The sequence below is a fragment of the Limnohabitans sp. Rim8 genome (assembly GCF_945901735.1).
Taxonomy (GTDB): Bacteria; Pseudomonadota; Gammaproteobacteria; order Burkholderiales; family Burkholderiaceae_C; genus Limnohabitans_A.
Genome location: NZ_CAMDLM010000003.1, coordinates 82,226 through 106,285 on the forward strand (window position 1 = coordinate 82,226; position 24,060 = coordinate 106,285).

Sequence of the window (24,060 nt, forward strand, 5' to 3'; positions counted from 1 at the left end):
CCGGGATGACAGAGGACGATGAATTGCCATGAAAAAGCCCCGCACTGCGGGGCTTTTGTCATTCTGGTCCCATTCAAGGGGCATTCAGAACATCAGGCGGCGGCGAGCCAATATCCTGCGTTGAATGGGCTGCTCATGCGCAGCGCCAAGGGCGACACGTCCACCAATTTGTCGGTGGGCATTTTTTCGCCATCTTCGATCGAGTCGACCACCATGGCGTCCTCGGTTTGTGCCTCCATCGCCCGTCCTGCTTGGCTGTTTTGCGCAGAACGGGCTACAGAAAAGAATAGAAGCATCGGAAGGGTATCTTCCGGTCTCCCCAGTAATCGGCCGTGTCGCGGAAGATGTCCAGCAATTGCTCGCGGGCTTCCTTGTCAAACTTGACGTGAGCAGGAATTTGCTCCAGCACCACAATAAAGCCAGGCTGTTGGCCCGACTTGTGCAAGGGGTCGGTCATGCAGTCGTACAAGGCATCAAAATTCTTGCCAAAGTGCGAGGGCAGTGTGAATTGCGCACCAATGAGGTCCAGCACATCTTGTTTGCTCTGGGCTTCGGCCAGGTTGGCATACAAAAAGTGGTGGCCTAGGCCTTGGGCGGCTTCTTGCAAATCGCTCACGCGGTACGCGCGAATCGATTGCACGATGTTCGACCGCACGCCCTTCAGGGGCGCCTCTTGGTCTTTAAGTGTCGGCATGTCCATCTCCGTGGTCTTTCTTGAAAACTAAAAAATCAGGGTCTGTCAACGATCATGCGAAAGCTCGCGTAATGGTCTTCGGTGTAATAACAGGCTTTCGGTTCTGTGGGCACAGGGCCGCCGCAGACAATGCGACGGGCTCCACGGTGACGCAAGCCGGGTGTCCTGACGGTGTATTCGAGGTAGTAACCCCTCGCCTCGCGTGGCAAGAGTCGCTCGCGGTTGCCAAACACCGTACCGTCCTTTTCGTAGGGAAAAGGACGACCCTTGCGGATATTTTGGTAGGTTGTCTGGCCTTCACGGGGCAAATCAGTGACCAACAAAGTGGTTTGAAGTTGCGCCTCTTGGGGTGACCGTGCCTGCACCAAAAATGTGCATGCCAGCAAAATAAAGCCCATCAGCACAGCGAACCAGTACCGACGGGCCAAGGCTTGTTGTGCCACCCTCATGAATACACCTTTCAGGAGCATCCGGGTTTACCCGAAAACTCGAAGGCGCTAGTGTGTATCAAATGCGATAAAAATGCAAGCGATTGCCCGTTAAATAGGCAAAGACAGTTTGCTCATTCAAAGAACATGTGAGTACGCACACCTGTTAGAACGGTCAACGAGCCGCGTTGGCATCGGCCACGGTGAGCGCCGTCATGTTGACGATCCGGCGTACCGTGGTGCTGGGCGTCAAAATGTGCACGGGTTTGGCCGCACCCAAAAGAACCGGTCCAACGGCGATGTTGCCACCCGCAGCCGTCTTGAGCAGGTTGTAGGCAATGTTGGCCGCATCCATGTTGGGCAGAACCAACAAGTTGGCATCGCCCGCCAAGCGGCTGTTGGGCATGATGGCTTGGCGTGCCGCCGAATCCAGGGCAACGTCGCCGTGCATTTCGCCGTCCACTTCGAGCCAAGGTGCGTTTATGCGCAGCAAGTCCAGCACGTTTCGCATCTTGATGGCGCTGGGCTCGTTGGACGAGCCGAAGTTCGAGTGCGATAACAAAGCGGCTTTGGGCTGGATACCGAAACGGCGCATTTCTTCGGCCGCCATGACGGTGAACTCGGCCAGCTGCTCGGCGGTGGGGTCGTAGTTGACGTGGGTGTCCACCATGAACACCTGACGCCCTGGCAGCATCAAGCCGTTCATGCAGGCGAAGGTGTTGACACCTGCGCGCTTGCCAATGACTTGGTCGATGTAGCTCAGGTGCATGGGGTTGGCGCCCCAGGTGCCGCAGATCATGCCGTCCACGTCGCCTTTGTGCAGCAACATGGCGCCAATGAGCGACAGGCGGCGGCGCATTTCGATCTTGGCGATCTGCTGGGTGACGCCCTTGCGCTCGGTCATGCGGTGGTAGGTCTGCCAGAAATCGCGGTAACGGTGGTCGTCTTCCACGTTCACGATGTCGTAATCCAGTTCTTCTTTCAAGCGCAGGCCGAATTTTTCGATGCGCTCGGCGATCACGGCCGGGCGGCCGATCAGCGTGGGGCGGGCGATGCCTTCGTCCACCACGATCTGGGCAGCGCGAAGCACGCGCTCTTCTTCGCCTTCGCTGTAGGCGATGCGCTTGTTCAGGGCACGTTTGGCGGCCGTGAAGATGGGCTTCATCATGGTGCCGGAGGCGTACACAAAGCCTTGCAGCCTTTCCCGGTAAGCGTCCATGTCGGTGATGGGGCGAGAGGCCACGCCAGAATCGAATGCAGCCTGGGCCACCGCAGGGGCGATTTTCATCATCAAGCGCGGGTCAAATGGCTTGGGGATCAGGTACTCTGGGCCAAACGCCAGGGGCTCGCCCACATAAGCGGCTGCCACGACTTCGCTTTGCTCGGCTTGCGCCAACTCGGCAATCGCGTGCACGGCCGCAATTTCCATTTCCAGCGTGATGGTGGTGGCGCCGCAGTCCAACGCACCCCGAAAAATGTAGGGGAAGCACAGGACGTTGTTGACCTGGTTGGGGTAGTCGGTCCGGCCGGTGGCCATGATGGCGTCGTCTCGCACTGCTTTGACGTCTTCAGGGTCGATTTCGGGGTTGGGGTTGGCCAGCGCAAAAATCAGCGGGGTGGCGGCCATGGACTTGACCATGTCCTGCTTGAGCACACCACCGGCCGACAAACCCAGGAACACGTCGGCACCGATCATCACTTCGCGCAGCGTGCGGTGATCGGTTTTTTGTACAAACTGGATCTTGTCTTCGTCCATCAGTTCGGTGCGGCCTTCGTAGACCACGCCCGCCAAATCGGTGACCCAGATGTTTTCGCGCGGGATGCCCAGCTTGACCAACAAACCCAGACAAGCCAAGGCCGCTGCGCCTGCACCGGAGGTGACCAGCTTGATTTTCTTGGGGTCTTTGCCGACGATTTTGAGGCCGTTCAAAATGGCCGCGCCCACCACGATGGCGGTGCCATGTTGGTCGTCATGAAAGACCGGGATCTTCATGCGCTCGCGCAGTTTGCGTTCGATGTAGAAGCAGTCGGGGGCCTTGATGTCTTCGAGGTTGATGCCACCAAACGTCGGCTCCAGTGACGCGATGATCTCGACCAGCTTGTCCGGGTCTTTTTCGTTGATCTCAATGTCGAACACATCGATGCCCGAGAACTTCTTGAACAAGACGCCCTTGCCTTCCATGACCGGCTTGCTGGCCAGCGGGCCGATGTCGCCCAAGCCCAGCACGGCGGTGCCGTTGGTCACCACGCCCACCAGGTTGCCCCGGCTGGTGTACTTGAAGGCGTTGGCGGGGTCTTTGACGATCTCTTCGCAGGGGGCTGCCACGCCGGGCGAATAGGCCAAGGCCAGATCGTGCTGGTTGACCAGTTGTTTGGTGGCGGCGATGGCCACTTTGCCGGGGGTGGGGAACTGGTGGTATTCGAGGGCGGCTTTGCGCAGTTGGGCACGTTTTTCTTCGGCTTGGACCTTGTTGGTCATGGGGTGGGGCTCCGTTGTAGGGATGTGCTGTCAGGGCTGCTGGGGTTCAGCAGGCAAGATGCTTAGAAAGGAAGGGTCAACGCAACGCGCAAGGCGACAGCGGGAAATATTTTCATTGTAGACCCGGGATTCAAACCTTTGAGTCTGGCCAATGCCCTTCTCCAGTGAGTTGGCTTTTGACTTTCGCGCACAAATGGCGGGGATCAGCGCTAATGCTTCCAGGCTTTGTGTCGCAAGGCCTCGGTCACGCGGGTCGAGCGAGCGCCCGCCAGCACTTGGCATGTGGCGCCGGCTTGGAGAAAGCCGGGTTGTTCTACCGCCAGATAAAAACCACAACGCCCGCTTTGCACCATGTCTTTGGCGGCCAGGGCGTAATCCATGACGGCGTTGAACTTGCCGCAGGGCTCGCGCGGATGGGTGATGCGAAAAATGACAGCACCAAAATCGAGACGGTCGCCGATGAACAGGTCTTGTTCGAGCAGGCCTTGCAAGCTCAGGTTTTCGCCCAAATAACCCGGAGCCAAGGTTTCTTCAAACATCGTCGCGCCCTGGGCCATCCGCTGTGCTTGCCACCACGGCAAGTGCTCTGACGGCAAGGCGTACACCGCTTTGCTCAGGCCACCATGCACCGACAAATCAGCCTGCGCGTCACCGGCCAAGCCCAGTACCGTGACCTCGATGGGGCCTGAGACGTTGGTTTTGCCAATCGCCGACACCAGCTTGCGCCTACCCACCATCAAGGGGCGCACTTGGCCGGTCTGGATGGCGCGCAGCGTGCCCGACAAACCGGGTCGCAAAGTCGGCTGCATGGGCCTTTTAGCCGCGCATCAAGGCTTCGATCTCGTCGGCCTTGACGGGCACGCCGCGCGTGATCAGCTCGCACCCCGTGGCGGTCACGATGGCATCGTCTTCGATGCGGATGCCGATGTGGTGGAAGGGCTCGGGGACGCCCGGTGCTGGGCGCACATAAAGGCCGGGCTCGATGGTCAGGACCATGCCCGGCTGCAGGATTCGGCTGGGGCGGTCCTTGATCAATTCTCCACTCAACGGGTCTTTCCGCTCGCTGATCTGACCCACCTGCGAGGGCTCGACATAGCTGCCGCAGTCGTGCACGTCCATGCCCAGCCAGTGGCCGGTGCGGTGCATGTAAAACTGAAAATAGCTGCGGTTGGCGATCACGTCTTGCGCGTTGCCCACCTTGTTCTTGTCGAGCAAGCCCACATCGAGCAGGCCTTGCGCCAACACGGCCACGGTGGCCTCGTGCGGGTCCACAAAGCGGGCGCCGGCACGGGTGGCGACCACGGCCGCATCTTGCGAAGCCAGCACCAGGTCGTACAAGGCGCGTTGCGGTCCGGTGAATTTTCCGTTGGCCGGAAAGGTGCGTGTGATGTCGCTGGCGTAGCCGTCCAGCTCACAACCCGCGTCGATCAGCACCAGATCGCCGTCTTTGATCAAAGCGGTGTCGGCGCGGTAGTGCAGCACGCAGGCATTGGCACCGCCTGCCACGATGGAGCCGTAAGCCGGGTATTGCGAGCCGCTTTGGCGGAACTCGTGCAGCAGCTCGGCGTCCAGGTGGTATTCGCGCACTTCTTGCCCGGCGCGCAACATGGCGGCGCTTCGCTGCATGGCACGAATGTGGGCGCGTGCGCTGATGGTGCTGGCGCGGCGCATGGTGTCTTGCTCGTGCGGGTCTTTGACCAGGCGCATCTCGTCGAGCAGGCTGCACAGGTCGCGCTGCTGCTCAGGGCACAAAGCGCCATAGCGCACCCGCGCACGCACCGATTGCAGCCAGCCACTCACCAGACTTTCCAGCCCGGTGTGGATGGCAAAGGGGTACCAGACGGTGCTGCTATTTTCCAGCAACTTGGGCATTTGCGCGGCCAACTCGCCGATGGGCAAAGCCCGGTTCACGCCCAAAACGGCCGGCGCGGCTTCTGGCCCCAGGCGAATGCCGTCCCAGATCTCGCGCTCAAGGTCTTTGGCCTGGCAAAACAAGGTGCAGTCGCCTTCGGCCGTGATGACCAGCGTGGCATGCGGCTCGGTGAAACCCGTCAGGTAATAAAAGTAGCTGTCATGCCGGTACAGGTAATCGCTGTCGCGGTTGCGCTGGCGCTCGGGCGCGGTGGGGATGATGGCGATGCCGCCAGCGCCCAGTTGGGCGGCGAGACGGGCGCGGCGCTGTGTGCAGATGGTGTGAGAATTCATCTTCACATTGTAGGAGAGCCTGTGCGCATGCAGGCGGCTAACCCTGAAGTTTTGACTCCGTCGCCAGCACGACCGATCCAGGGCTGGGTCAATCCGTTGACAAGGATAAGAATCGCTCAGACCGGAGTTGACTTTTTGCAGCCCGCCTTGGTCATGGCGGTGTCCACGGCCTCCACTTCGCCCTTCCACTTGGCCACATCACCAGCATGGTCGCCGGAGAGCTTGCTAGCAGGCACTAAAACAAAAAACACGGTCGCCGCATCAATGTTGGCTTTGGTGTCTTGCATGGAAGAGAACTTTTGTAATTCAGCCCGGGCATTGGACATGTCCATGTTCAACTGGGTGCAGTCACGGCCAGAGTACTTTTCGTGCGACACAAAAGATGCGGAAATGCTTTCAGGACGGGTAGCACAGGCCGCCAAAAGTGCGATGGAAATGGCCATCGAGGCCAGTTTAAGTTGGGTTGTCATTTTTAAGAGGTTTTAAATTAATGAATACCAATTAATTTTTTAATTGGTAGTCTATTGTATCGATTTAAAAAAAACAGCCGTTGCGGGGTGCCCACATCGGTCCAGTCGCCTGCGTAAACCTCGCCCGTCACTTGCCCCTGGTCCATGGCCGCCCGCAACAAGGGGGCGAGCGCCAGCGCCACGCCCTCGGGGTTGCCTGTGGGCACCCCGCAGTCCGCGAAAAAGGCTTGTTTGTACAGCGCGATGGTGCTGAAGGTGTGGTCACGTCCCGCTGCGCCCGGGGGCAGGTTGAGCACTTGGCCTGAAGCCGACAGGCCGAAGTCGCCGCCCGGGTTGTGCATGGGGTTGGGCACCAGCCACAAGTGCGCTAGGGCAGCACTGGTGGCAAAGCGTTGCAGGGCCGGGTCGCTGAACACGAAATCGGGCGCAAACACGTCGCCGGCCACCACCCAGAACACCGTGTCCAAGCCAGGCATGGCCCGCACGATGCCACCGGCGGTCTCCAGTGCACGGCCAAAGTCCTGGCCTTCATGCGAATAACGGATGTGCACCTCGGGCAAGCCGGCCCAGTGAACCCGTTCACCGAAATGTGCCGGGATTTGCTCGCCCAGCCAGGCGGTGTTGACCAGCTGACGCACAAAGCCGCCACGGGCCAGGGCCTGCATGGGCCACTGCATGAGCGGCTGGCCGCGCACGCGCAGCAAGGGTTTGGGGGTGCTGTCGGTCAAAGGCCGCATGCGCTCTCCGCGTCCGGCAGCAAGGACCATGGCTTGGGCTGGATGTGCAGGGCTGATCGGGGTGTGCGAAGGGTGAGCAAATGAAGGCAACATGCCCAGATGTTGCCACGGTTGAAGGCGCTCACGGGACAGCCCAAGCCAAATTCCGTGCCCTAAACTTCGGCGTGCAGGCCGTTCGCAGCGTACGAGCCAGGCCGCCCCCAGGAGACTGACCCCATGACACGCCCCCCCATCAGCGTCATCACCGCCGCACAAAACGCCTCACAGCGCCTGGCTGATCGCCACACCCCTTTTGTCATGAACGACTGGTACGTGGCCGCCTTTGGTGAGGAAATCAAAGACCAACTGCTGGCCCGCACGCTGCTGGGCCGCCGTTTGGTGTTTTACCGCGCCAGCGACTGCCGCGTGGTGGCGCTGGAAGACCGCTGCCCGCACCGCTCCATGCCGCTGTCGGCGGGCACGCTGGATCAAGACACCATCGTCTGCGGCTACCACGGTCTGCGCTTCAATACCGAGGGCGATTGCATCGAGGTGCCTTCCCAGTCAAGCTGCCCCACCCACATGGGCATCCGGGCCTACCGCACCATTCAGCGCGGCGCGGTGGTCTGGATCTGGATGGGTGAGGCTGAGCAGGCTGACTTGTCCAAACTGCCGCCGCAAGACTGGATGTCAGACGCCCAGTGGGAGCGCTCGCAGGGCTATTTGAGTCTGCAAGCCAACTACGTGCGCTTGCATGAAAACCTGCTGGATTTGACGCATCTGAGCTTTTTGCACGCCAAAAGTTTTGGCACGCCCGATTACGCCAAAGCCGCTTTTGAGACCGAAATTGGAGATGGCCAATTTGCCTTGCTGCGCAACGTGGTGCCGACCACGCTGCCGCCTGTGTGGGGTGTGCCCACCGGCCTGACGGGTCAGGGCCAGGCGGCCCGCATCGTGCGCTCCGAGTTTCGCAGTCTGGGCCTGCACGAGGTGTCGGTGCTGTTTTACGACTGCCATCTGCCCGAGGCGCAGCGGCCGCAGTTTCGCATCCGCACCGCGCACATGCCCACGCCGGCGACCGCCACCAGCACGCACTATTTCATCGTGCACGGGCGAGACTTTGCGCTGAACGATCCAGGCACCACCCGCTTCATGCACGATCAGCTGTTTGTGGCTTTTCAGGAAGATGTGGACGGCCTGGCGCTGCAAGAGCTTGCCTTGGCCAGCACACCCGCTGAAGACTTGTACGAGTTTTCGGTGGCAGCCGACGCCCCTGCGGTGGCCATGCGCCGCTACGTGCTGGCGCGCCAGCAAAAAGAAGCCTAGGCCTGAACAGACGCCGGTTTCAGGCGTGAGCGCTTGAGTTGAGTGCGCCCATGGCCTCGCCCATCACGATGGGGCGGGTCGGTGTCCAGTCGGGGTTGAACTGAATCACGCCCTGCGGGAACAGCATCACCACCGTGGAGCCAAGCAAAAAGCGACCCATCTCTTCGCCTTGCGCCAGGGTGATGCTGCCCATCTCGTAGGTCCATTCGCGCACGGTGCCTGGGCGCGGCGGGTTGACCACGCCGTGCCACACAGTGGCCATGCTGCCCACGATGGTCGCCCCCACCAGCACCACCACAAAGGGGCCGTGCTCGCCCTCAAACACGCACACCACCCGCTCGTTTCGGGCAAACAGCCCGGGCACGCCGCGTGCGGTGGTGGGGTTGACCGAGAACAAATCGCCCGGCACGTAAACCATGCGCGTCAGACGCCCTGCGCAAGGCATGTGGATGCGGTGGTAGTCGCGCGGGCTGAGGTAAAGGGTGGCAAATTCGCCGTTCTCAAATTGCGCCGCCAGCGCCGCATCGCCGCCCACCAGGGCGCGGGTGCTGTAGCCGTGGCCCTTGGCCTGAAACACCTGGTCACCCACCACTGGGCCGCACTGGCTGATGGCCCCGTCGACTGGGGAAACAAATGCCGCCGACGCCAAAGGCCGGGCATCGCCCCGCAGTGGGCGGGTGAAAAATGCGTTGAAGCTCTTGTAGCTGGCCGTGTCCGGATTGGCAGCCTCCATCATGTTCACGTTGTAGCGCTGCACAAACCAGTTGACGATGCCGGTGGTCACGCCGCCCCATTGGCTGCCCGCGACCCAGCCTGCAAAGGCGGTCAGGGCTTGTTTGGGGATCAGGTACTGCGGCAGGACGGCCAGGCGGTCCGAAAAAGAAGGGGTGCTTGACATGAAGGGGTCGCAGGCGCGGTACAAAAAGAAGCTCATGATTTTATCGGTCACCCGCAAACCTGCTCAGGCATGCCGCCACGGGCACAATCCCGCCATGAACAACCCCTTGCTTTCGGTCGAACACTTGGTCAAGCGCTACGGCGAAGCCACCGTGGTCAATGACCTGTCTTTCCACATCCAGCCCGGCGAATGCCTGGGCGTGATCGGCCCCAACGGCGCGGGCAAAACCACCACGCTGCGCATGTGCTTGGGTTTGTCTGAGCCGAGCGGCGGTGAGATCCGCTACTTCGATGGTCTGCAAATGCCGGGTGATGCCCTTGCCATCAAAGCCCGCCTGGGCGTTGTGGCGCAATCCGACACGCTGGATCCGGACTTCACGTCAGAAGAAAACCTGCTGGTGTTTGGTCGGTACTTCGGCATACCCGACGCCGTGATCCGCGAACGCATTCCGCAACTGCTGGAGTTTGGTGCGCTCAGCCACAAGGCCAAAGCCAAACCGGGCGAGTTGTCGGGCGGCATGAAACGGCGATTGAGCCTGTCGCGCGCGCTCATCAACCAGCCGCAACTGCTGATGCTGGACGAGCCCACCACGGGTCTGGACCCGCAGGCGCGCCACCTGATGTGGGAGCGGCTGCAGCTGCTGCTGCAAGAAGGTAAATCTATTTTGCTCACCACCCACTTCATGGACGAGGCTGAGCGCCTGTGCTCGCGCCTTTTGGTGCTGGACCAAGGCCGAAAGATCGCCGAGGGCAAGCCGCGTGACCTGATCGCCGAGCACCTGGAGCCCGAGGTGGTGGAAGTGTTTGGGCAAGGCGCGGTGGCGCTGGGGCAAGAAGCGGGCTTGAAAGCCCTGGCGGGTCGGGTCGAGGTGAGTGGTGAGACCGTTTTCTTCTACACCCAGGACAGCCGCGCACTCATGCACGCGCTGGAGGCGTGGCCCGCCATGCGCACCTTGCACCGCCCTTCTAATTTGGAAGACCTGTTTTTGAAGTTGACCGGACGCCAGATTCGGGAAGAAGGCTAAACCATGAGTCAAATCCAAAACAACATCTGGGCCGCGCCCCGCCTGTCCATGCGCTGGTGGCCTGTGTTCCAGCGCAACTGGCTGGTCTGGAAAAAGCTCGCCATCCCCAGTCTGGTGGGCAACATCGCCGAACCCCTCATGTGGCTGGTGGCTTTTGGTTACGGCATGGGCGCGCTCATCGGGCAGGTCGAGATGGGCGGCGAAAAAGTGCCCTACATCCTGTTTCTGGCCAGCGGCAGCATCTGCATGAGCGCCATGAACGCCGCCACGTTTGAGGCCTTGTATTCGGCGTTCTCGCGCATGCACGTACAAAAAACCTGGGACGGCATCATGAACGCCCCGGTGCGGTTGGACGACGTGGTGTTGGCTGAAATGCTCTGGGCCGCATTCAAGGCGCTGTTCAGCGTTACGGCCATTCTGTTGGTGATGCTGGTGCTGGACATCAGCCACAGCTGGAAGCTGCTGGTCGCTTGGCCTGTGCTGCTGGGCGTGGGCATCACCTTCAGCTGCATGGCGCTCATCTTCAACGCGTTGGCCAAGGGATACGACTTTTTTACCTACTACTTCACCCTGTTCCTCACGCCCATGATGTTCCTCTCGGGCATCTTTTTCCCGCGTGAGCAACTGCCCGCCTTTGTGCGCGTGATCGCCGACTGGCTGCCGCTGTCGGTGGCGGTGGATTTGGTGCGCCCGATGTTCTTGGACCGCTGGCCCGACGAGCCCGTGCGCCTGGTGTTGGTGCTGGCGGGATTTGCGGGGGTGTCGTTTTGGATTGCGTTGGCCTTGACGCGCAAGCGTTTTCGCAGTTGACGCTTGGCCGGCAGAGATGACAAAAACACTGGAAAAATGTGGACCGTGTTGCATGAGCGACAAGGGATCGCTGTTTCCGAAAAGAGCTTCTGAAAAATGGGAATTTAATTTTTTTCAAAAAATGGGGGAATTTTTTTCAGGTTTGAGTTTTGTTTTTCCGTGAGAAATGCGGGTTATCACCAGTATTTTTGAGTTTTTGATGACATAAATTAGCATTTGATAATTCTTTTGTAATAGTTTTATCAAACGACGACAAGCCATCAACTTAACAGATCAACAACGGGAGATGACGATGAAATTGAACCGACTCAGTGCTGCTTTGCTTGCAGCCGCGCTGGCCACTGGGGTGCATGCCCAGCCTGGCAAAGACAACCTCAACACGATGAAGCAGATGAAGGTCGCCACGACCGATCTGAACATCCCCGTGGTGCCGCAAACCGGCCGCAATGCCGACGCCATTCGCAACAACCTGAAAAAAATCAAGATGCCCGATGGCTTCAAGATCGAGTTGTTTGCCGTGGTGCCCGATGCGCGCCACATGGCGATTGCCCCCTCCACCAACATGCTGTTCGTGGGCACACGCAAAACCACCGTCTGGGCGGTGACCGACCGCAACAGCGACGGCATTGCCGACGAGGTGAAGTCGTTTGCGCCCTCGCTCAACTTCAAGGTGCCCAATGGCGTGTGCTGGACCAAGGATGGTTTCCTGGTCGTGGCCGAGCACAACCGCGTGCTGAACTTCCCAGCCGCTGAATTCTTCTATGAAGGCCCAGATGTCGCGGTGATCGAGGTGGTGCCCCAAGGCAAACTGATCCCGACCGAGCACGAGTCGTACAACCACGGTGCGCGCACTTGCCGCGTAGGTCCTGACGGCAAGCTTTACGTCACGCTGGGCCAACCTTTCAACGTGCAGCCGCGTGACAAGGTCGATGAATTCAACCGCCTGGGCATTGGTGGCATCGTGCGCATGGACCCCTTTGACGGCAGTGGCCGCGAGGTCTACAGCATCGGCATGCGCAACTCGGTGGGCCAAGACTTCAACCCCAAAGACGGCAGCCTGTGGTGGACCGACAACCAAACCGACGGTTTGGGCAATGAAGTGCCGCCGGGTGAGTTGAACCGCTCTACCAAAAAGGGCGAGCACTTTGGCTACCCCTACTGGAACGGCAAATTCAAAGTGGCTGGCACATCGGCCGCGCCAGATTTGAAGGACATGAAAGAGCCCGCCAACGCGGTGTTCCCTCAGGTGGAGTTTCCGGCCCACCAGGCACAGTTGGGCATGACTTTCTACACCGGCAACAAGTTCCCCGCCAAATACCGTGGTGGCATCTTTGTGGCCTCACATGGTTCGTGGAACCGCAGCCCTGCCAGCGGCGCGCTCATCAACTTCGTTTCGCTCAAAGCCGATGGCACGGCCGACAAGTCCGAGGTGTTTGCCGAAGGCTGGTTGAGCCCTGAAACCGGTACTTACATCGGTCGCCCGGTGGATGTGGCGGTCATGAAAGACGGCTCCATGCTGATCTCGGACGACTTTGTGGGTGCGATTTACCGCGTGACTTACGGCAACTGATGCCTTGATCGATGAAGGCACCCGCGCTTTGCGGATGCCTTTTTTTCAAGGATGAAAAGGTTGAACATGTTTTCAGCAAGCGCAAAAAGTTTTCAAGCCATCAGTTTGGTTTTGGCCATGAGCGCGGGGCTGGCTTGTCAGGCCCAAGCGGCAGACGCCAAAGCCGGTCAGATCAAGGCCGGCATGTGCGTGACCTGCCATGGTGCTTTGGGTTTGTCCACCATGCCCAATGCGCCCCACCTGGCCGGTCAACCGGCCATTTACATTGAAGAGCAACTCAAGCAATACCGCAGCGGCAAACGGGCCAATGAGGTCATGGCGGTGATGGCCAAGCCCTTGACCGACAAGGAAATAGAAAATCTGGCCGCTTGGTACGCATCCATCCCCATTGAAGTGGGCCCACCTCGCTAATGGCATCCAAGCGCAAATTCTCAAGCCAGCTTAGTGGAAAACGCTGTCTTTTTGGCGTCGATACAGCTCCAAGTTTCGCAGGAAAAAAATCAAAAAAGGGTGTGAGCGGGCCCAAGCCCTTGAGCCATCCGCCCTTGTTCCATGCCCGATACAACCGCCCACGATCATGAACGCTGCTCCCATGACCCTTTCTCCCCCATCCAGCCAGAACCGCACCCGTCCCGTACGGCTTGCGCCTGTGGCCTGGGCCATTGTCCTGTTGTCTGCCGCTGGCGCGCAAGCGCAAGCGCAGGCGCAGGCGGTGCCTCAGCCAGCGGCCGTGGCCGATGCCGATGCCGGGGCCTTGTCGCCGGTGGTCGTCTCTGCTGAACGCACAGGGGGTGGCGTCTGGCGCGGTGCGGCGTCGGTCGATGTGGTTGACGGCGAGGAACTGCGCGAGGGCCAGGCCCAAGTCAACCTGTCCGAAAGCTTGGGTCGTGTGCCTGGCTTGGTGATTCGCAACCGGCAAAACTACGCCCAGGACTTGCAAATTTCGGTGCGAGGTTATGGGGCGCGTGCCACCTTTGGCGTGCGCGGTGTGCGTTTGTTTGTCGACGGCATCCCGGCCAGCGCCCCCGATGGCTCGGGGCAGGTGGCCAATTTCCCTTTGGGCGGTGCCGACCGCATTGAAGTGGTGCGCGGCCCGATGGCGGCGCTGTATGGTTCTTCGTCGGGGGGCGCGTTGCTGCTGTACACCGAAGAGGGGCAGCACCCGGCCCAATGGCGTACCGGGATGGTCGCGGGGTCCGATGGTTTGTGGCGGCTGTCAACGCAGGCGACGGGCAAAACAGGCGCCCCCAAAGAGCCAGGTTGGTCTTATGCGCTGGATGTGAGCCGGTTTGAAACCGACGGCACGCGGCCGCAGTCGGCGGCCGACCGGACCAATGCCAACCTGAAGCTCTCGCGCCCGCACGAGGGTGGGCGCACGGTGTTGGTGTTCAACCAGCACAGCAGTTTTGCGTTGGACCCACAGGGTTTGGAGCGCAAGGATCTGGACAGCGGCGTGTTCAAAACAGACCCCGGCGCCATCAACTTCAACACCCGTAAATCGGTGGCCCAAACCCAATTGGGCTTGGCTTTTGAGCAGGCCCTGGGGGGCGGGCACAAGTTGGAATTGATGGGTTACGGCGGGCAGCGGCAATTGATGCAGTACCAGTCAATCCCACTCACTTCTCAAGCCGGTGCAAACAACGTGGGCAGCTCCGGTGGTGTGATCGATCTGGACCGTGATTACTGGGGCTGGAATGCCCGCTGGCGAAATGCGCGTGACTGGCAAGGCGGGCGCTTGTCGCTCAGTGCCGGTTTGGCATCTGACCACCAAAGCGATGTGCGCAAAGGTTTTGAAAATTTCACGGGTACTTCTGCCAATCCGACAGCTATTGGCGTGCAGGGCAAGCTGCGTCGCGACGAGGTCAACCGCGCCCAAACGATGGACCCGTATGTGCAAGCCGAATGGCGTACGCAAGACCTGACGCTCATGGTCGGGGTGCGCCAGACGCAAACTGAATACGAGTCCTCGGACCGATTCCTCGGCAACGGTGACGACAGTGATCGCAAGACCTTCCAGGCCACCTTGCCGGTGGTGGGCGTGCGCTGGCAGTGGAGCCCAGCTTTGCAGGCCTTTGCCAGTGTGGGCAAAGGCTACGAAATCCCGACCCTCAACGAGGTGGCTTACCGCACCGACAAGGTCTCCGGCTTCAACACCCAGCTCAATGCCGCCCGCAGCACCAGCGCCGAATTTGGCTTGCGGGGTCGTGCCGAGCGCTTGGGCTGGACCGCCACAGTCTTTGACATCCGTACAGACGATGAGATCGTGGTGCAAAACAACTCGGGTGGCCGTGCCACCTTCCAAAATGCCGGACGCACTCAGCGCCAAGGCTTGGAGCTGTCGGGTGACTGGCGCCATGGCCCTGTGAGTTTGGTTTCTGCGCTGACTTGGATGCAGGCCGAATACCGCGATGCATTTCTGACCTGCGCTCGCGTAGGTTGTCCAGTCGCTTTTCCAAGGGTGCCGGTGTCCGCAGGCAACCGCCTCCCCGGCTTGCCCATTCAGCAAGTGTTTGTGCAAGCCGCTTGGGACACGGGCTGGCTGGGCAGCCGCGTGGTTTTTGAGACACGCCATGCGGGCCGGGTGATGGTCAATGACCTAAACAGCGATTCGGCGGCAGGTCACACCTTGTTCAACTTGGGCGTGCACTTCAAGCAAGATCGGGGGGATTGGACGCTGCGCGAGTTCATTCGGGTGGACAACCTGACCGACCGCCGCCATGTGGGCTCGGTCATCGTCAACGATGGCAATTTCCGCTTCTTTGAACCCGGCCCGGGCCGCAAACTCTTGCTGGGGCTGGAGGCGCAGCGCAGGTTCTGAGTCTGTGGTCAGGGCTGGGCCCGTTAAGATCCTCGCTTTGAGTTTCCCCACCCATTTCGAAGGATTGAAGAACATGAGCATCCAGACCGTAGGCATCATTGGCGCAGGCACCATGGGCCATGGCATCGCACAGGCCTGTGCGGTGACGGGCATTCAGGTGGTGATGGTCGATATCTCGGACGCGGCCGTGGCCAAGGGCCTGGCCAGCGTGGCCAAGAGCCTGGACCGATTGGTCAGCAAAGAAAAAATCAGCGAAGCCGACAAGGCCGCTGCGCTGGCCCGCATTCAGGGCTCCAGCAATTACGATGACCTGAAAAGTGCCCAACTGGTCATCGAAGCGGCCACCGAGAACCACGAGCTCAAGGTCAAGATCTTGAAGCAGCTCGACGGCCTGTTGGCCCCCAGCGTGATCATCGCGTCCAACACCTCGTCGATCTCGATCACCCAGTTGGCCGCCGCCACGCAGCGTGCGGACCGCTTCATCGGCATGCATTTTTTCAACCCCGTGCCCATGATGGCGCTGGTCGAAATCATCCGTGGTCTGCAGACCAGCGACGCCACCCACGACGCCGTGCACGACATGGCGCTGGCCTTGGGCAAGACGCCCATCACGGTGAAGAACGCCCCTGGCTTTGTGGTCAACCGTATTTTGGTGCCCATGATCAACGAGGCCTTCTTTGTGCTGGGCGAGGGCCTGGCAGAAGCCGAAGCCATCGACGCGGGCATGAAGCTCGGCTGCAACCAGCCGATTGGCCCGCTGGCGCTGGCCGACATGATCGGCCTGGATGTGTGCTTGGCGGTGATGGAGGTCTACCTCAAGGAATTCGGCGACAGCAAATACCGCCCCAGCCCGCTGCTGAAAGAAATGGTGGCTGCGGGTCGTTTGGGCCGCAAGACCGGGCAGGGCGTTTACACCTACTGAACAGCCCCGCCGGCAGCGACGCGGCAGTTCGTTGGCGTCGCATGCACAGCCATGGATGTCCACGCTTGGCTCGTCATGACGCAATCCATGACGCTCGCTTTGCGCAAAGGGTGTGATCGTGTCGGCCTGTCACCCGTGTGAAAGCCCTACCGGGCGCCGCGCTCTAGCATGCAGCCATGAACACCACCGCCCACCCCGAAGGCCAGATCGACTGCACCGTGCACGGTGCAGTCCTTCAAATTTGCATCAACCGCCCCGCCAAGCGCAACGGCTTCACGCCCAAGATGTTCCGCGAGTTGGGTGAGGCGTACACCCGGCTCGACGACGACCCTGCCCTGCGCGTGGGCGTGTTGTGTGCGGCGGGTGACCACTTCACCGCCGGGCTGGACTTGCCCACCATCGCACCGCTGATGAAGCGCGGCGAAAAGTCGGTGCCGCTGGGCCTGGTGGATCCCCTGAACCTGGGCATGGAGGGGTATCGGCGACGCGTCAAACCCATGGTGGTGGCGGTACAGGGCATCACCTACACGCTGGGCATCGAGCTGATGCTGGCGGCCGACATCGTGGTGGCGGCCGACGACTGCCGGTTCTCGCAGCTGGAGGTGCAGCGCGGCATCATGGCCACGGGCGGTGCGACCTTGCGCATGGCCGAGCGTGCGGGCATGGGCAATGCGCTGTTGCATTTGCTCACGGCCGATGTGTTCGACAGCGCCGAAGCGCTGCGCCTGAACTTTGTGCAAAAGGTGGTGCCTGCGGCGGGCCTGCTGCCCGAGGCCATGCGCATTGCTGGGCAGATCGCCGCGCAAGCGCCGCTGGCGGTGGTGGCCACGCGGCAAAACGTGCTCAAGGCGCTGGAGCACGGCCCGCTGGTGGCCATGCACGACTTCATTCCGGTGCAAAGAACGCTGTCCAACAGCGACGATGCGGCCGAGGGTGTGCGTTCGTTTGTGGAAAAACGCGCAGCCCGTTTCACCGGGGGTTGAAGTCGCCCGGCAGACATGCCGGGCCAAGCTGAGCTGCCACTGGCCGTGCCCCACAATCGGCGCATGACCGAACCGAACGCCTTGCACCCTTACGCTGAACTCACCCCGGACCGGGTGATGGACGCATTACAAGACTTGGGCCTGTGGCCCGACGGCCGTTTGCTGGCGCTCAGCTCGTACGAAAACCGCGTGTACCGTGCGCACCTGGACGAGCCGGTGCAAGGCAGCGCGGCGGTGGTGCTCAAGTTTTACCGGCCTGGGCGCTGGAGCCGAGAACAGATTCAAGAAGAACACGACTTTGCGGCTGAGCTGCTGGCGGCTGAAGTGCCGGTGGTGCCACCATTGGTGCTGAACGGCCAGACGCTGCACCAAAGTGCCGGGTTTGATTTTTCGGTCAGCCCCTTGCGCGGCGGCCGCACGCCCGAGCTGGATGATTTTGAGGTGCTCGAGTGGATTGGCCGTTTTCTGGCCCGCATCCACACCGTGGGCGCGGCCCAGCCCTTTGCGCACCGCCCTACGCTCGATGTGCAGACCTTTGCGCTCGAGCCCGCCGAGTGGCTGCAATCGCACCAGATGGTTCCGCTGGAGGTCGAGCGCGAATGGCGGGAGGCCTTCGCTGCGGCGCTGGCGTTGGTGCAAGAAAAAATGGCGGAAGGCTCAGCGGACCGCCGCCTGATTCGCCTGCACGGCGACTGCCATCCGGGCAATATTTTGTGGACACCTGCCGATCTGCCCGGTGGTGGCCCACACTTTGTGGACTTAGACGATGCCCGCATGGGCTCCGCCGTGCAAGACCTTTGGATGCTGCTGTCGGGAGACCGTGCTCAGCGCACGCAACAACTCTCGGCCTTGCTCGATGGTTATGAACAGATACGCGACTTCGACCGGGCCGAGCTGAACCTGATTGAGCCGCTGCGCACGCTGCGGTTGATCCATTACAGCGCCTGGCTGGCGCGGCGCTGGGAAGACCCGATTTTTCCGGTCAACTTTCCGTGGTTTGGCACACCCGATTACTGGCGCGGCCAAGTGCTGATGCTGCAAGAGCAAATCGAGCAGATGCAGGAAGCGCCGCTGGTGGTGTGAGCAAATTGACAACGCCCCGTCCCCCTACGCCATACCTGGGTTTTGCCATCGTTGGCTGCGGCGCCGCGATCGCTCCGCTCGACTTCGCGGTCAACATGGCCTTTCCCGCCATGACCGAAGCCTTCGCCTTGGCCACCCCCGACATCCGCTGGGTGGCGCTGTGCTATGTCATCACCTACGGCAGCCTGATGTTGTTTTGCGGGGTGCTGGGGGACCGCCTGGGCCACTTGCGCGTGTTCCGCTGGGGCTTGGTGCTGTCGGCGCTGGCCTTGGTGGCCTGTGCGGCGGCACCGTCTTATGGTTGGTTGCTGGCCGGGCGGGTTTTGCAGGGCATCGGGGTGGCGCTGACCTTGTCCTGCGCTCCGGCCTTGGCCATGGGCTTGCTGGCCGCCGGGCAACGCACGCAGGCGCTGTCGGTGTATGGCGCCATGTTTGCGGCGGCGGGTGTGCTGGCCCCTTTGCTCGGCGGCCTGAGCATGCTGCACTGGGGTTGGGCCGGGGTGTACGGTTTTCGGGCGCCGATTGTGCTGTTGGCCTGGTTGTGCACGCCTTGGTTGGTGCGTCGCCTGCGGGCGCAGACACTGAGCACGCCCAGCGCTGCCAGCCAGGCGGGCAGCGTGCGGGGGCTGTGGGGCCTATTGCGGCGCGATGCCGATTTCGCCTGGATCAACCTGCTCAGTGTGGGGGTTCAGTTTTGCGGTTTCACGATTGCCCTTTGCTTGCCCTACGCCTTGCCAGCGGCTGGCTGGGGTGGCACGGCCAGTGGTGCCATGCTGTCCCTCTGGGCGCTGGGGGTGCTGGCCGGTTCGGGCGTGGCCCCAATGCTGCTGCGCCGCATGGATTTGCAGTCTGCGGGCCTCGCAGCGCAAGGGATCATGGCCTTGGGTTTGGCCTCGATCGGTGCGGTGCCAATGGCGCAAGCCTGGCCCTTCATGGCCTTGGCCTTGCTGCTGCAGGGTTTGGGCCTGGGGGTGTTTCAGGTGGTCTACGCCGACCAGGTCGTGGCCACTTTGCCCGACTCAGCGCGGGGCCTGTCGGGCAGCCTGACCCTGGTGACCCGCACCGTCGGCATCGTGGGTGCGGCCATGGTTTGGCTGTGGCTCATGGAACGGTTGCAAAGTCGGGCTGTGGCGCAAGGCGCTTCAAAGCCTGAAGCCATTTGGGCGAGCACCATGGGCCTGCTGCCCTGGGCTGCAGGCCTGGCTTTGGCCTTGCTGCTGTTGAGCGTGTGGCGTCGGTCAATCCGCTGGCATTGAGCCTGCTCAGTTTGTGGCTGGGTTGCCCAGCCTGTGTCGGCGAAGCGCGAACGATTCAAACGCGAGTCGGTGCGCCGCGTTCAGCCCGACGCACCCGCCAGAACAACCAACTGGCAATGCACAGGTTGAGGAAGTTCCAGGCGATGCCATTCAAAAAGGCGGCGTGGTAACTGCCCGTCATGTCAAACACCCAGCCCGACATCCAGCCGCCCAGCGCCATGCCCAACAAGGTGGCCATGATCACCGAACCCACGCGGGCCCCCGCTTCTTTGGGGTCGAAGTGCTCGCGCACGATGATGGCGTAGGCAGGCACGATGCCGCCTTGAAACAGCCCGAACATGGCCGAGACGAGGTACAGCGGCACCAAGCCGTCAAAAGGCAAAAACATCAGCAGCGCCACGCCTTGCAAAAAAGAGCCCAGCAGCAAAGTGCGGATGCCGCCAATGCGGTCGCTGATCATGCCAAACACCAACCGGCTGACGATGCCGCTGGCCAGCATGAGCGAGAGCATTTCAGCCCCGCGTGCCGCGCCAAAACCCAGGTCAGAGCAATAAGCCACGATGTGCACCTGTGGCATGGACATGGCCACACAGCAGGCCACACCGGCGACAAACAGCAGGCCCTGCGCAAGCGCAGGTTTCAGGCCAAAGGGGCGGCTGCGGTCCACGGGCACGGTGCTGGCGTTGGCCGGTGTCAGGTTCACCAGCGGCGGGCGCTGGCGCATCAACATGGCCAGCAAAAACATGCCCACGCCGCAAAAAATACCCAGCATGATGTAGGTCTGCCGCCAGCCCACAGTCTCCACGCCGTGCTGAACAATGGGCGGCCAGATGGTGCCCGCGATGTAATTGCCGCTGGCGCAAATGGCCACCGCGATGCCGCGTCGGCGGTTCCACCATAAAGCGGTGTCGGCCATAAGGGGGGCGAAGGTCGATGAACTGCCAATCAGTCCCATCAGCCCATGCGCCAGACCAAAGGCCCAGATGCTGCCTGACATGCCGGCCCAGATAAAGCCACCACACACCGCCAATGCCCCGACCCACAGCACCGGGGTCAAGCCATGCCGGTCGGCCAATCGGCCGGTGATCAGGCCGCCCAGCCCCAAGCAAATCATCATCAAGGTGTAAGGCAGCGAGGCGTCGGCCCGGCCCACGCCAAACTCGGTCTGCACCGCAGGCAGCACCACCGAGACGATGTACATGCTGCTGTTGCCCAGCACCACCAACCCCAGCGTGGCCAGCAAACGCCAGGCGGCTTGGCGGGAATCGATGAGAGACGGGTCGGCGGGGAGGGATTTCATCAAGTCAATTTAGCCGATGACTGCGGGTGGGCTTGTCTTGTGGGTTACTGGTGTGGTGCAACAAAAAAAGGGCCAGCTTGGCTGGCCCTTGAGTGCGGATGGCTGAAAATCAGCTCAGCAGCGCATTCACCCGCGTCACATAAGCCGCCGGGTCTGCGGGCATGCCGCCTTCGGCCAGCAGGGCTTGGTCAAACAGGATGTGGGCCAGGTCGTGGAAGTGCACCGAGCCGTCGAGCTTTTTCACCAGCGGGTGCTCGGGGTTGACCTCCAGCACGGGCTTGACTTCAGGGGCGCTTTGCCCAGCTTGCTTGAGCATGCGAGCCAGTTGCATGCTCATGCCGTCGTCGGTCACCACCAGGCAGGCGGGGCTGTCGACCAGGCGGCTGGTCACCCGCACGTCTTCGGCTTTGTCTTTCAGCGCTTCTTTCAGTTTGGCCAGCATGGGCTTGAAGGTTTCGGCCGCGTCTTCGGCGGCTTTCTTTTCTTCTTCGTCTTGCAGCTTGCCCAGGTCAAACGCGCCTTTGGCTACGCTTTGCAGCGGCGTGCCGTCAAACTCGTGCACAAAGTTGAGCGCCCACTCGTCCACGCGGTCGGTCATCAGCAGCACTTCGATGCCCTTTTTCTTGAAGACTTCGAGCTGTGGGCTGTTCTTGGCGGCGGCCAGGGTGTCGGCGGTGATGTAGTAAATAGCGTCCTGACCTTCTTTCATGCGGGCTTTGTAGTCGGCAAAGCTGACGCTCACGGTGTCGTGGGTCGATGACGCAAAACGCAGCAACTTGGACAGGCGGGCTAGGTTGCCAAAGTCTTCGCCCAGGCCCTCTTTCAGCACAGCGCCAAACTCGGCGTAGAACTTGGAATACTGGCCGAGCTTGGCTTTATCCTCGTCGCTCAACACGTCGGTGACTTCTTCGCTGGCTTCAGGTGCCTTGTCGTGTTTCGCCAAGTCTTCCAGCATGGACAACACACGCTTGGTACAGCCTTCGCGGATGGCTTTGACGTCGCGGCTTTCTTGCAGCAGTTCGCGGCTCACGTTCAGGGGCAGGTCGGCCGAGTCCACCACGCCCTTTACAAAACGCAGGTAGCTGGGCATCAGTGCTTCGGCATCGTCCATGATGAAGACGCGCTTGACGTAGAGCTTGATGCCAGCTTTCTTGTCGCGGTTCCACAGGTCTTGCGGGGCTTTGCTGGGGATGTAGAGCAGCTGGGTGTATTCGGTGCTGCCTTCCACGCGGTTGTGCGTCCAAGTCAGCGGGGCCTCAAAGTCGCGGCTGATCTGCTTGTAGAAGTCGGCGTATTGCTCGTCGGTGATGTCTTTCTTGGGGCGGGTCCACAGGGCGCTGGCTTTGTTGACGGTGTCCCACTCGCCGGTCTTGACCATGCCGCCAGGTTGGCGGCCCGCCTTTTCATCATTCGGGTCGATCAGTTCGCCGTCTTGCCACGCTTCCTTTTCCATCAAGATGGGCAGGCTGATGTGGTCGGAGTATTTGCCGACGATTTCTTTGAGTTTCCAGGCATTGGCGTAGTCAAGTGCTTCTTCGCGCAGATGCAAGATCACGCTGGTGCCGCGTTCTGTGCGGGTGATGGTCTCGACTTCAAAGTCGCCCGTGCCGCCGCTGACCCAGCGCACGCCTTCGGCAGGCGTTGCACCCGCGCGGCGGGTTTCCACGGTGATCTTGTCGGCCACGATGAAGCCCGAATAAAAGCCCACGCCAAATTGGCCGATCAACTGCGCGTCCGACTTTTGGTCGCCGCTCAGCTTGCTCACAAAGTCCTTGGTGCCGCTCTTGGCGATCGTGCCCAGGTGGTCGATGGCTTCTTGCGCCGTCATGCCGATGCCGTTGTCGGTGATGGTGAGCGTCTTGGCCGTTTTGTCAAAAGACAAGCGCACCTGCAACTCGGGCGCGTCTTCGTACAGACCGTTGTTGTTCAGCGCTTCAAAGCGCAGCTTGTCACAGGCGTCCGAGGCGTTGGAAATCAGCTCGCGCAGAAAAATTTCCTGGTTGGAATACAGCGAGTGGGTGACCAGGTGCAGCAGTTGCGCAACTTCGGCCTGAAAGGCATGGGTTTGTTTGCTCATAGCGGTTCAACAGTAAAAAAGATCAGAAAACAAGAACGCCCCACAGCTTGGGGCGTCGTGGGTGAATTTCAAGAGGTCAAAACGATTCGTTCGGCCCCAAATACCGCCAAGTCCCAGCTGGCATTTGCCCCAATTGCACGCCACCCATCCGGATGCGCTTGAGGCCGACGACTTTCAGGCCCACTTGCTCGCACATGCGGCGGATTTGGCGTTTTTTGCCTTCGGTCAGCACAAAGCGCAGCTGCTCGGGGTTTTGCCAGTCTACTTTGGCGGGCTTGAGGGGTTTGCCGTCCAGGCTCAGGCCGATGCGCAGGCGCTCCAATTGGGCTGGCGGGAAAACCGCTTGCACGTTGGCGCTGACCCGGTCGAAGTCGCCAATCACGGTGAGCTGGTTGGCCTTGCCGCCATAGGTGGCCGACGCAGCCGAGGCGGCGGCGGTGTTTTCATGGCCGGTGTAGGCCACGCGCACCAGGTATTCCTTTTCCATCTCCGAGTCTTCGCCAATCAACTGGCGCGCCACCCGGCCGTCTTGCGTCAGCACCAACAAACCTGTGGAGTCGATGTCCAAGCGCCCTGCCGGGGCCAAGCCGCGCAGGTGCGGCGGGGTGAAACGCAGCTTGGACGGGTCGCCGCCCCAGTGGCTGCGCGGGTTGATCAAGGTGATGGCGGGCTCGTGCCCGTCTTCGGCTTGGCCGCTCACATAGCCCATGGGCTTATGCAAAAGAATAGTCACTTGCCGGTCTTGCTGTTGCTCGGCGGCTTTGTCGATGGTGATGCGGTCTGACAGGGTGACCTGCTGGCCCATGCTGGCGGGCAGGCCGTTGACCTGGACCCAGCCTTGCTCGATCCAAGCGTCGGCTTCGCGGCGCGAGCACATGCGCAACTCGGCCATGCGCTTGTTCAGGCGCGAGGTGCCGCTGGGTGCAGCGGCTTCGCCTTTGCCTTCGGGGCGGGGGGCGCGTTTGAATGCGAGGGGCTGGGTCATGAATTAAGAGTGCGCA

Annotated in this window: 22 protein-coding genes; 10 read left to right on the forward strand and 12 right to left on the reverse strand. The window is 61.2% G+C overall.

Going from position 1 to position 24,060, the window contains the following annotated elements; genetic code table 11:
- Positions 1-92: 92 nt before the first annotated feature.
- From Q0O99_RS02710 to Q0O99_RS02745, 8 genes are all read right to left on the reverse strand, one after another.
- Entirely contained in the window at positions 93-296 is a 204-nt protein-coding gene (locus Q0O99_RS02710; protein WP_293748287.1) for a hypothetical protein, read from the reverse strand.
- Positions 275-700, reverse strand: a complete 426-nt coding sequence (locus Q0O99_RS02715) for a barstar family protein (RefSeq protein WP_293748289.1) — start codon at positions 698-700, stop codon at positions 275-277. Before Q0O99_RS02715 ends, Q0O99_RS02710 begins: the two co-directional genes overlap by 22 nt.
- Positions 701-729: 29 nt before the next feature.
- Positions 730-1,143, reverse strand: coding sequence for a ribonuclease domain-containing protein (locus tag Q0O99_RS02720; protein ID WP_293748291.1), 414 nt, complete (start codon positions 1,141-1,143; stop codon positions 730-732).
- A gap of 154 nt (positions 1,144-1,297) precedes the next feature.
- Positions 1,298-3,601: an NADP-dependent malic enzyme gene (locus Q0O99_RS02725; protein ID WP_293748293.1), complete on the reverse strand. Its 2,304-nt coding sequence runs from the start codon at positions 3,599-3,601 to the stop codon at positions 1,298-1,300.
- Positions 3,602-3,810: 209 nt separating this feature from the next.
- Positions 3,811-4,410: an MOSC domain-containing protein gene (locus Q0O99_RS02730; protein WP_293748295.1), complete on the reverse strand. Its 600-nt coding sequence runs from the start codon at positions 4,408-4,410 to the stop codon at positions 3,811-3,813.
- 7 nt (positions 4,411-4,417) lie between these two features.
- Positions 4,418-5,806: an aminopeptidase P N-terminal domain-containing protein gene (locus tag Q0O99_RS02735; RefSeq protein ID WP_293748297.1), complete on the reverse strand. Its 1,389-nt coding sequence runs from the start codon at positions 5,804-5,806 to the stop codon at positions 4,418-4,420.
- 116 nt (positions 5,807-5,922) lie between these two features.
- Positions 5,923-6,276 (reverse strand): hypothetical protein, encoded by a 354-nt coding sequence (locus Q0O99_RS02740; RefSeq protein WP_293748299.1) that lies wholly within the window; start codon positions 6,274-6,276, stop codon positions 5,923-5,925.
- Between the two features lie 17 nt (positions 6,277-6,293).
- Complete coding sequence (locus Q0O99_RS02745) at positions 6,294-7,043, reverse strand: sugar phosphate nucleotidyltransferase (protein WP_293748414.1); 750 nt, start codon at positions 7,041-7,043, stop codon at positions 6,294-6,296.
- Positions 7,044-7,229: 186 nt separating this feature from the next.
- Here Q0O99_RS02745 and Q0O99_RS02750 point away from each other — a divergent pair, with 186 nt between their 5' ends.
- Positions 7,230-8,318 carry an aromatic ring-hydroxylating dioxygenase subunit alpha gene (locus Q0O99_RS02750; protein ID WP_293748301.1) on the forward strand — a complete coding sequence of 363 codons (1,089 nt, stop codon included), beginning with the start codon at positions 7,230-7,232 and terminating at the stop codon, positions 8,316-8,318.
- A gap of 19 nt (positions 8,319-8,337) precedes the next feature.
- Here Q0O99_RS02750 and asd read toward each other — a convergent pair whose 3' ends face one another.
- The gene (asd, locus tag Q0O99_RS02755) at positions 8,338-9,216 is read right to left on the reverse strand and encodes an archaetidylserine decarboxylase (RefSeq protein WP_293748416.1); all 879 of its coding nucleotides are present in this window, start codon (positions 9,214-9,216) and stop codon (positions 8,338-8,340) included.
- 94 nt (positions 9,217-9,310) lie between these two features.
- On the opposite strand from asd, the gene Q0O99_RS02760 reads away from it, so the two are divergent.
- From Q0O99_RS02760 to Q0O99_RS02800, 9 genes are all read left to right on the forward strand, one after another.
- Entirely contained in the window at positions 9,311-10,240 is a 930-nt protein-coding gene (locus Q0O99_RS02760) for an ATP-binding cassette domain-containing protein (protein ID WP_293748303.1), read from the forward strand.
- A gap of 3 nt (positions 10,241-10,243) precedes the next feature.
- Positions 10,244-11,050 carry an ABC transporter permease gene (locus Q0O99_RS02765; protein WP_293748305.1) on the forward strand — a complete coding sequence of 269 codons (807 nt, stop codon included), beginning with the start codon at positions 10,244-10,246 and terminating at the stop codon, positions 11,048-11,050.
- A 286-nt stretch (positions 11,051-11,336) separates the two neighbouring features.
- A complete protein-coding gene (locus Q0O99_RS02770; protein WP_293748307.1) occupies positions 11,337-12,620 on the forward strand; it encodes a PQQ-dependent sugar dehydrogenase in 1,284 nt (427 codons plus the stop codon).
- A 66-nt stretch (positions 12,621-12,686) separates the two neighbouring features.
- Positions 12,687-13,031: a cytochrome c gene (locus Q0O99_RS02775; RefSeq protein ID WP_293748309.1), complete on the forward strand. Its 345-nt coding sequence runs from the start codon at positions 12,687-12,689 to the stop codon at positions 13,029-13,031.
- Positions 13,032-13,212: 181 nt separating this feature from the next.
- A complete protein-coding gene (locus tag Q0O99_RS02780; protein ID WP_293748311.1) occupies positions 13,213-15,438 on the forward strand; it encodes a TonB-dependent receptor in 2,226 nt (741 codons plus the stop codon).
- Between the two features lie 73 nt (positions 15,439-15,511).
- Entirely contained in the window at positions 15,512-16,360 is an 849-nt protein-coding gene (locus Q0O99_RS02785; protein ID WP_293748314.1) for a 3-hydroxybutyryl-CoA dehydrogenase, read from the forward strand.
- Positions 16,361-16,536: 176 nt separating this feature from the next.
- On the forward strand, positions 16,537-17,343 hold the full coding sequence (locus tag Q0O99_RS02790) for a crotonase/enoyl-CoA hydratase family protein (RefSeq protein WP_293748316.1): 807 nt from the start codon (positions 16,537-16,539) through the stop codon (positions 17,341-17,343).
- 63 nt (positions 17,344-17,406) lie between these two features.
- Complete coding sequence (locus tag Q0O99_RS02795) at positions 17,407-18,426, forward strand: serine/threonine protein kinase (protein WP_293748318.1); 1,020 nt, start codon at positions 17,407-17,409, stop codon at positions 18,424-18,426.
- Complete coding sequence (locus Q0O99_RS02800) at positions 18,423-19,682, forward strand: MFS transporter (RefSeq protein ID WP_293748320.1); 1,260 nt, start codon at positions 18,423-18,425, stop codon at positions 19,680-19,682. The genes Q0O99_RS02795 and Q0O99_RS02800 overlap by 4 nt, the downstream gene beginning before the upstream one ends.
- 55 nt (positions 19,683-19,737) lie before the next feature.
- On the opposite strand, the gene Q0O99_RS02805 is transcribed toward Q0O99_RS02800, so the two are convergent.
- The 3 genes from Q0O99_RS02805 to Q0O99_RS02815 form a co-directional block, all read right to left on the reverse strand.
- The gene (locus Q0O99_RS02805; RefSeq protein WP_293748323.1) at positions 19,738-20,982 is read right to left on the reverse strand and encodes an MFS transporter; all 1,245 of its coding nucleotides are present in this window, start codon (positions 20,980-20,982) and stop codon (positions 19,738-19,740) included.
- A gap of 109 nt (positions 20,983-21,091) precedes the next feature.
- Positions 21,092-23,059, reverse strand: a complete 1,968-nt coding sequence (gene htpG, locus Q0O99_RS02810) for a molecular chaperone HtpG (protein WP_293748325.1) — start codon at positions 23,057-23,059, stop codon at positions 21,092-21,094.
- 76 nt (positions 23,060-23,135) lie between these two features.
- Positions 23,136-24,044 (reverse strand): pseudouridine synthase, encoded by a 909-nt coding sequence (locus Q0O99_RS02815; RefSeq protein WP_293748327.1) that lies wholly within the window; start codon positions 24,042-24,044, stop codon positions 23,136-23,138.
- Positions 24,045-24,060: the final 16 nt, after the last annotated feature.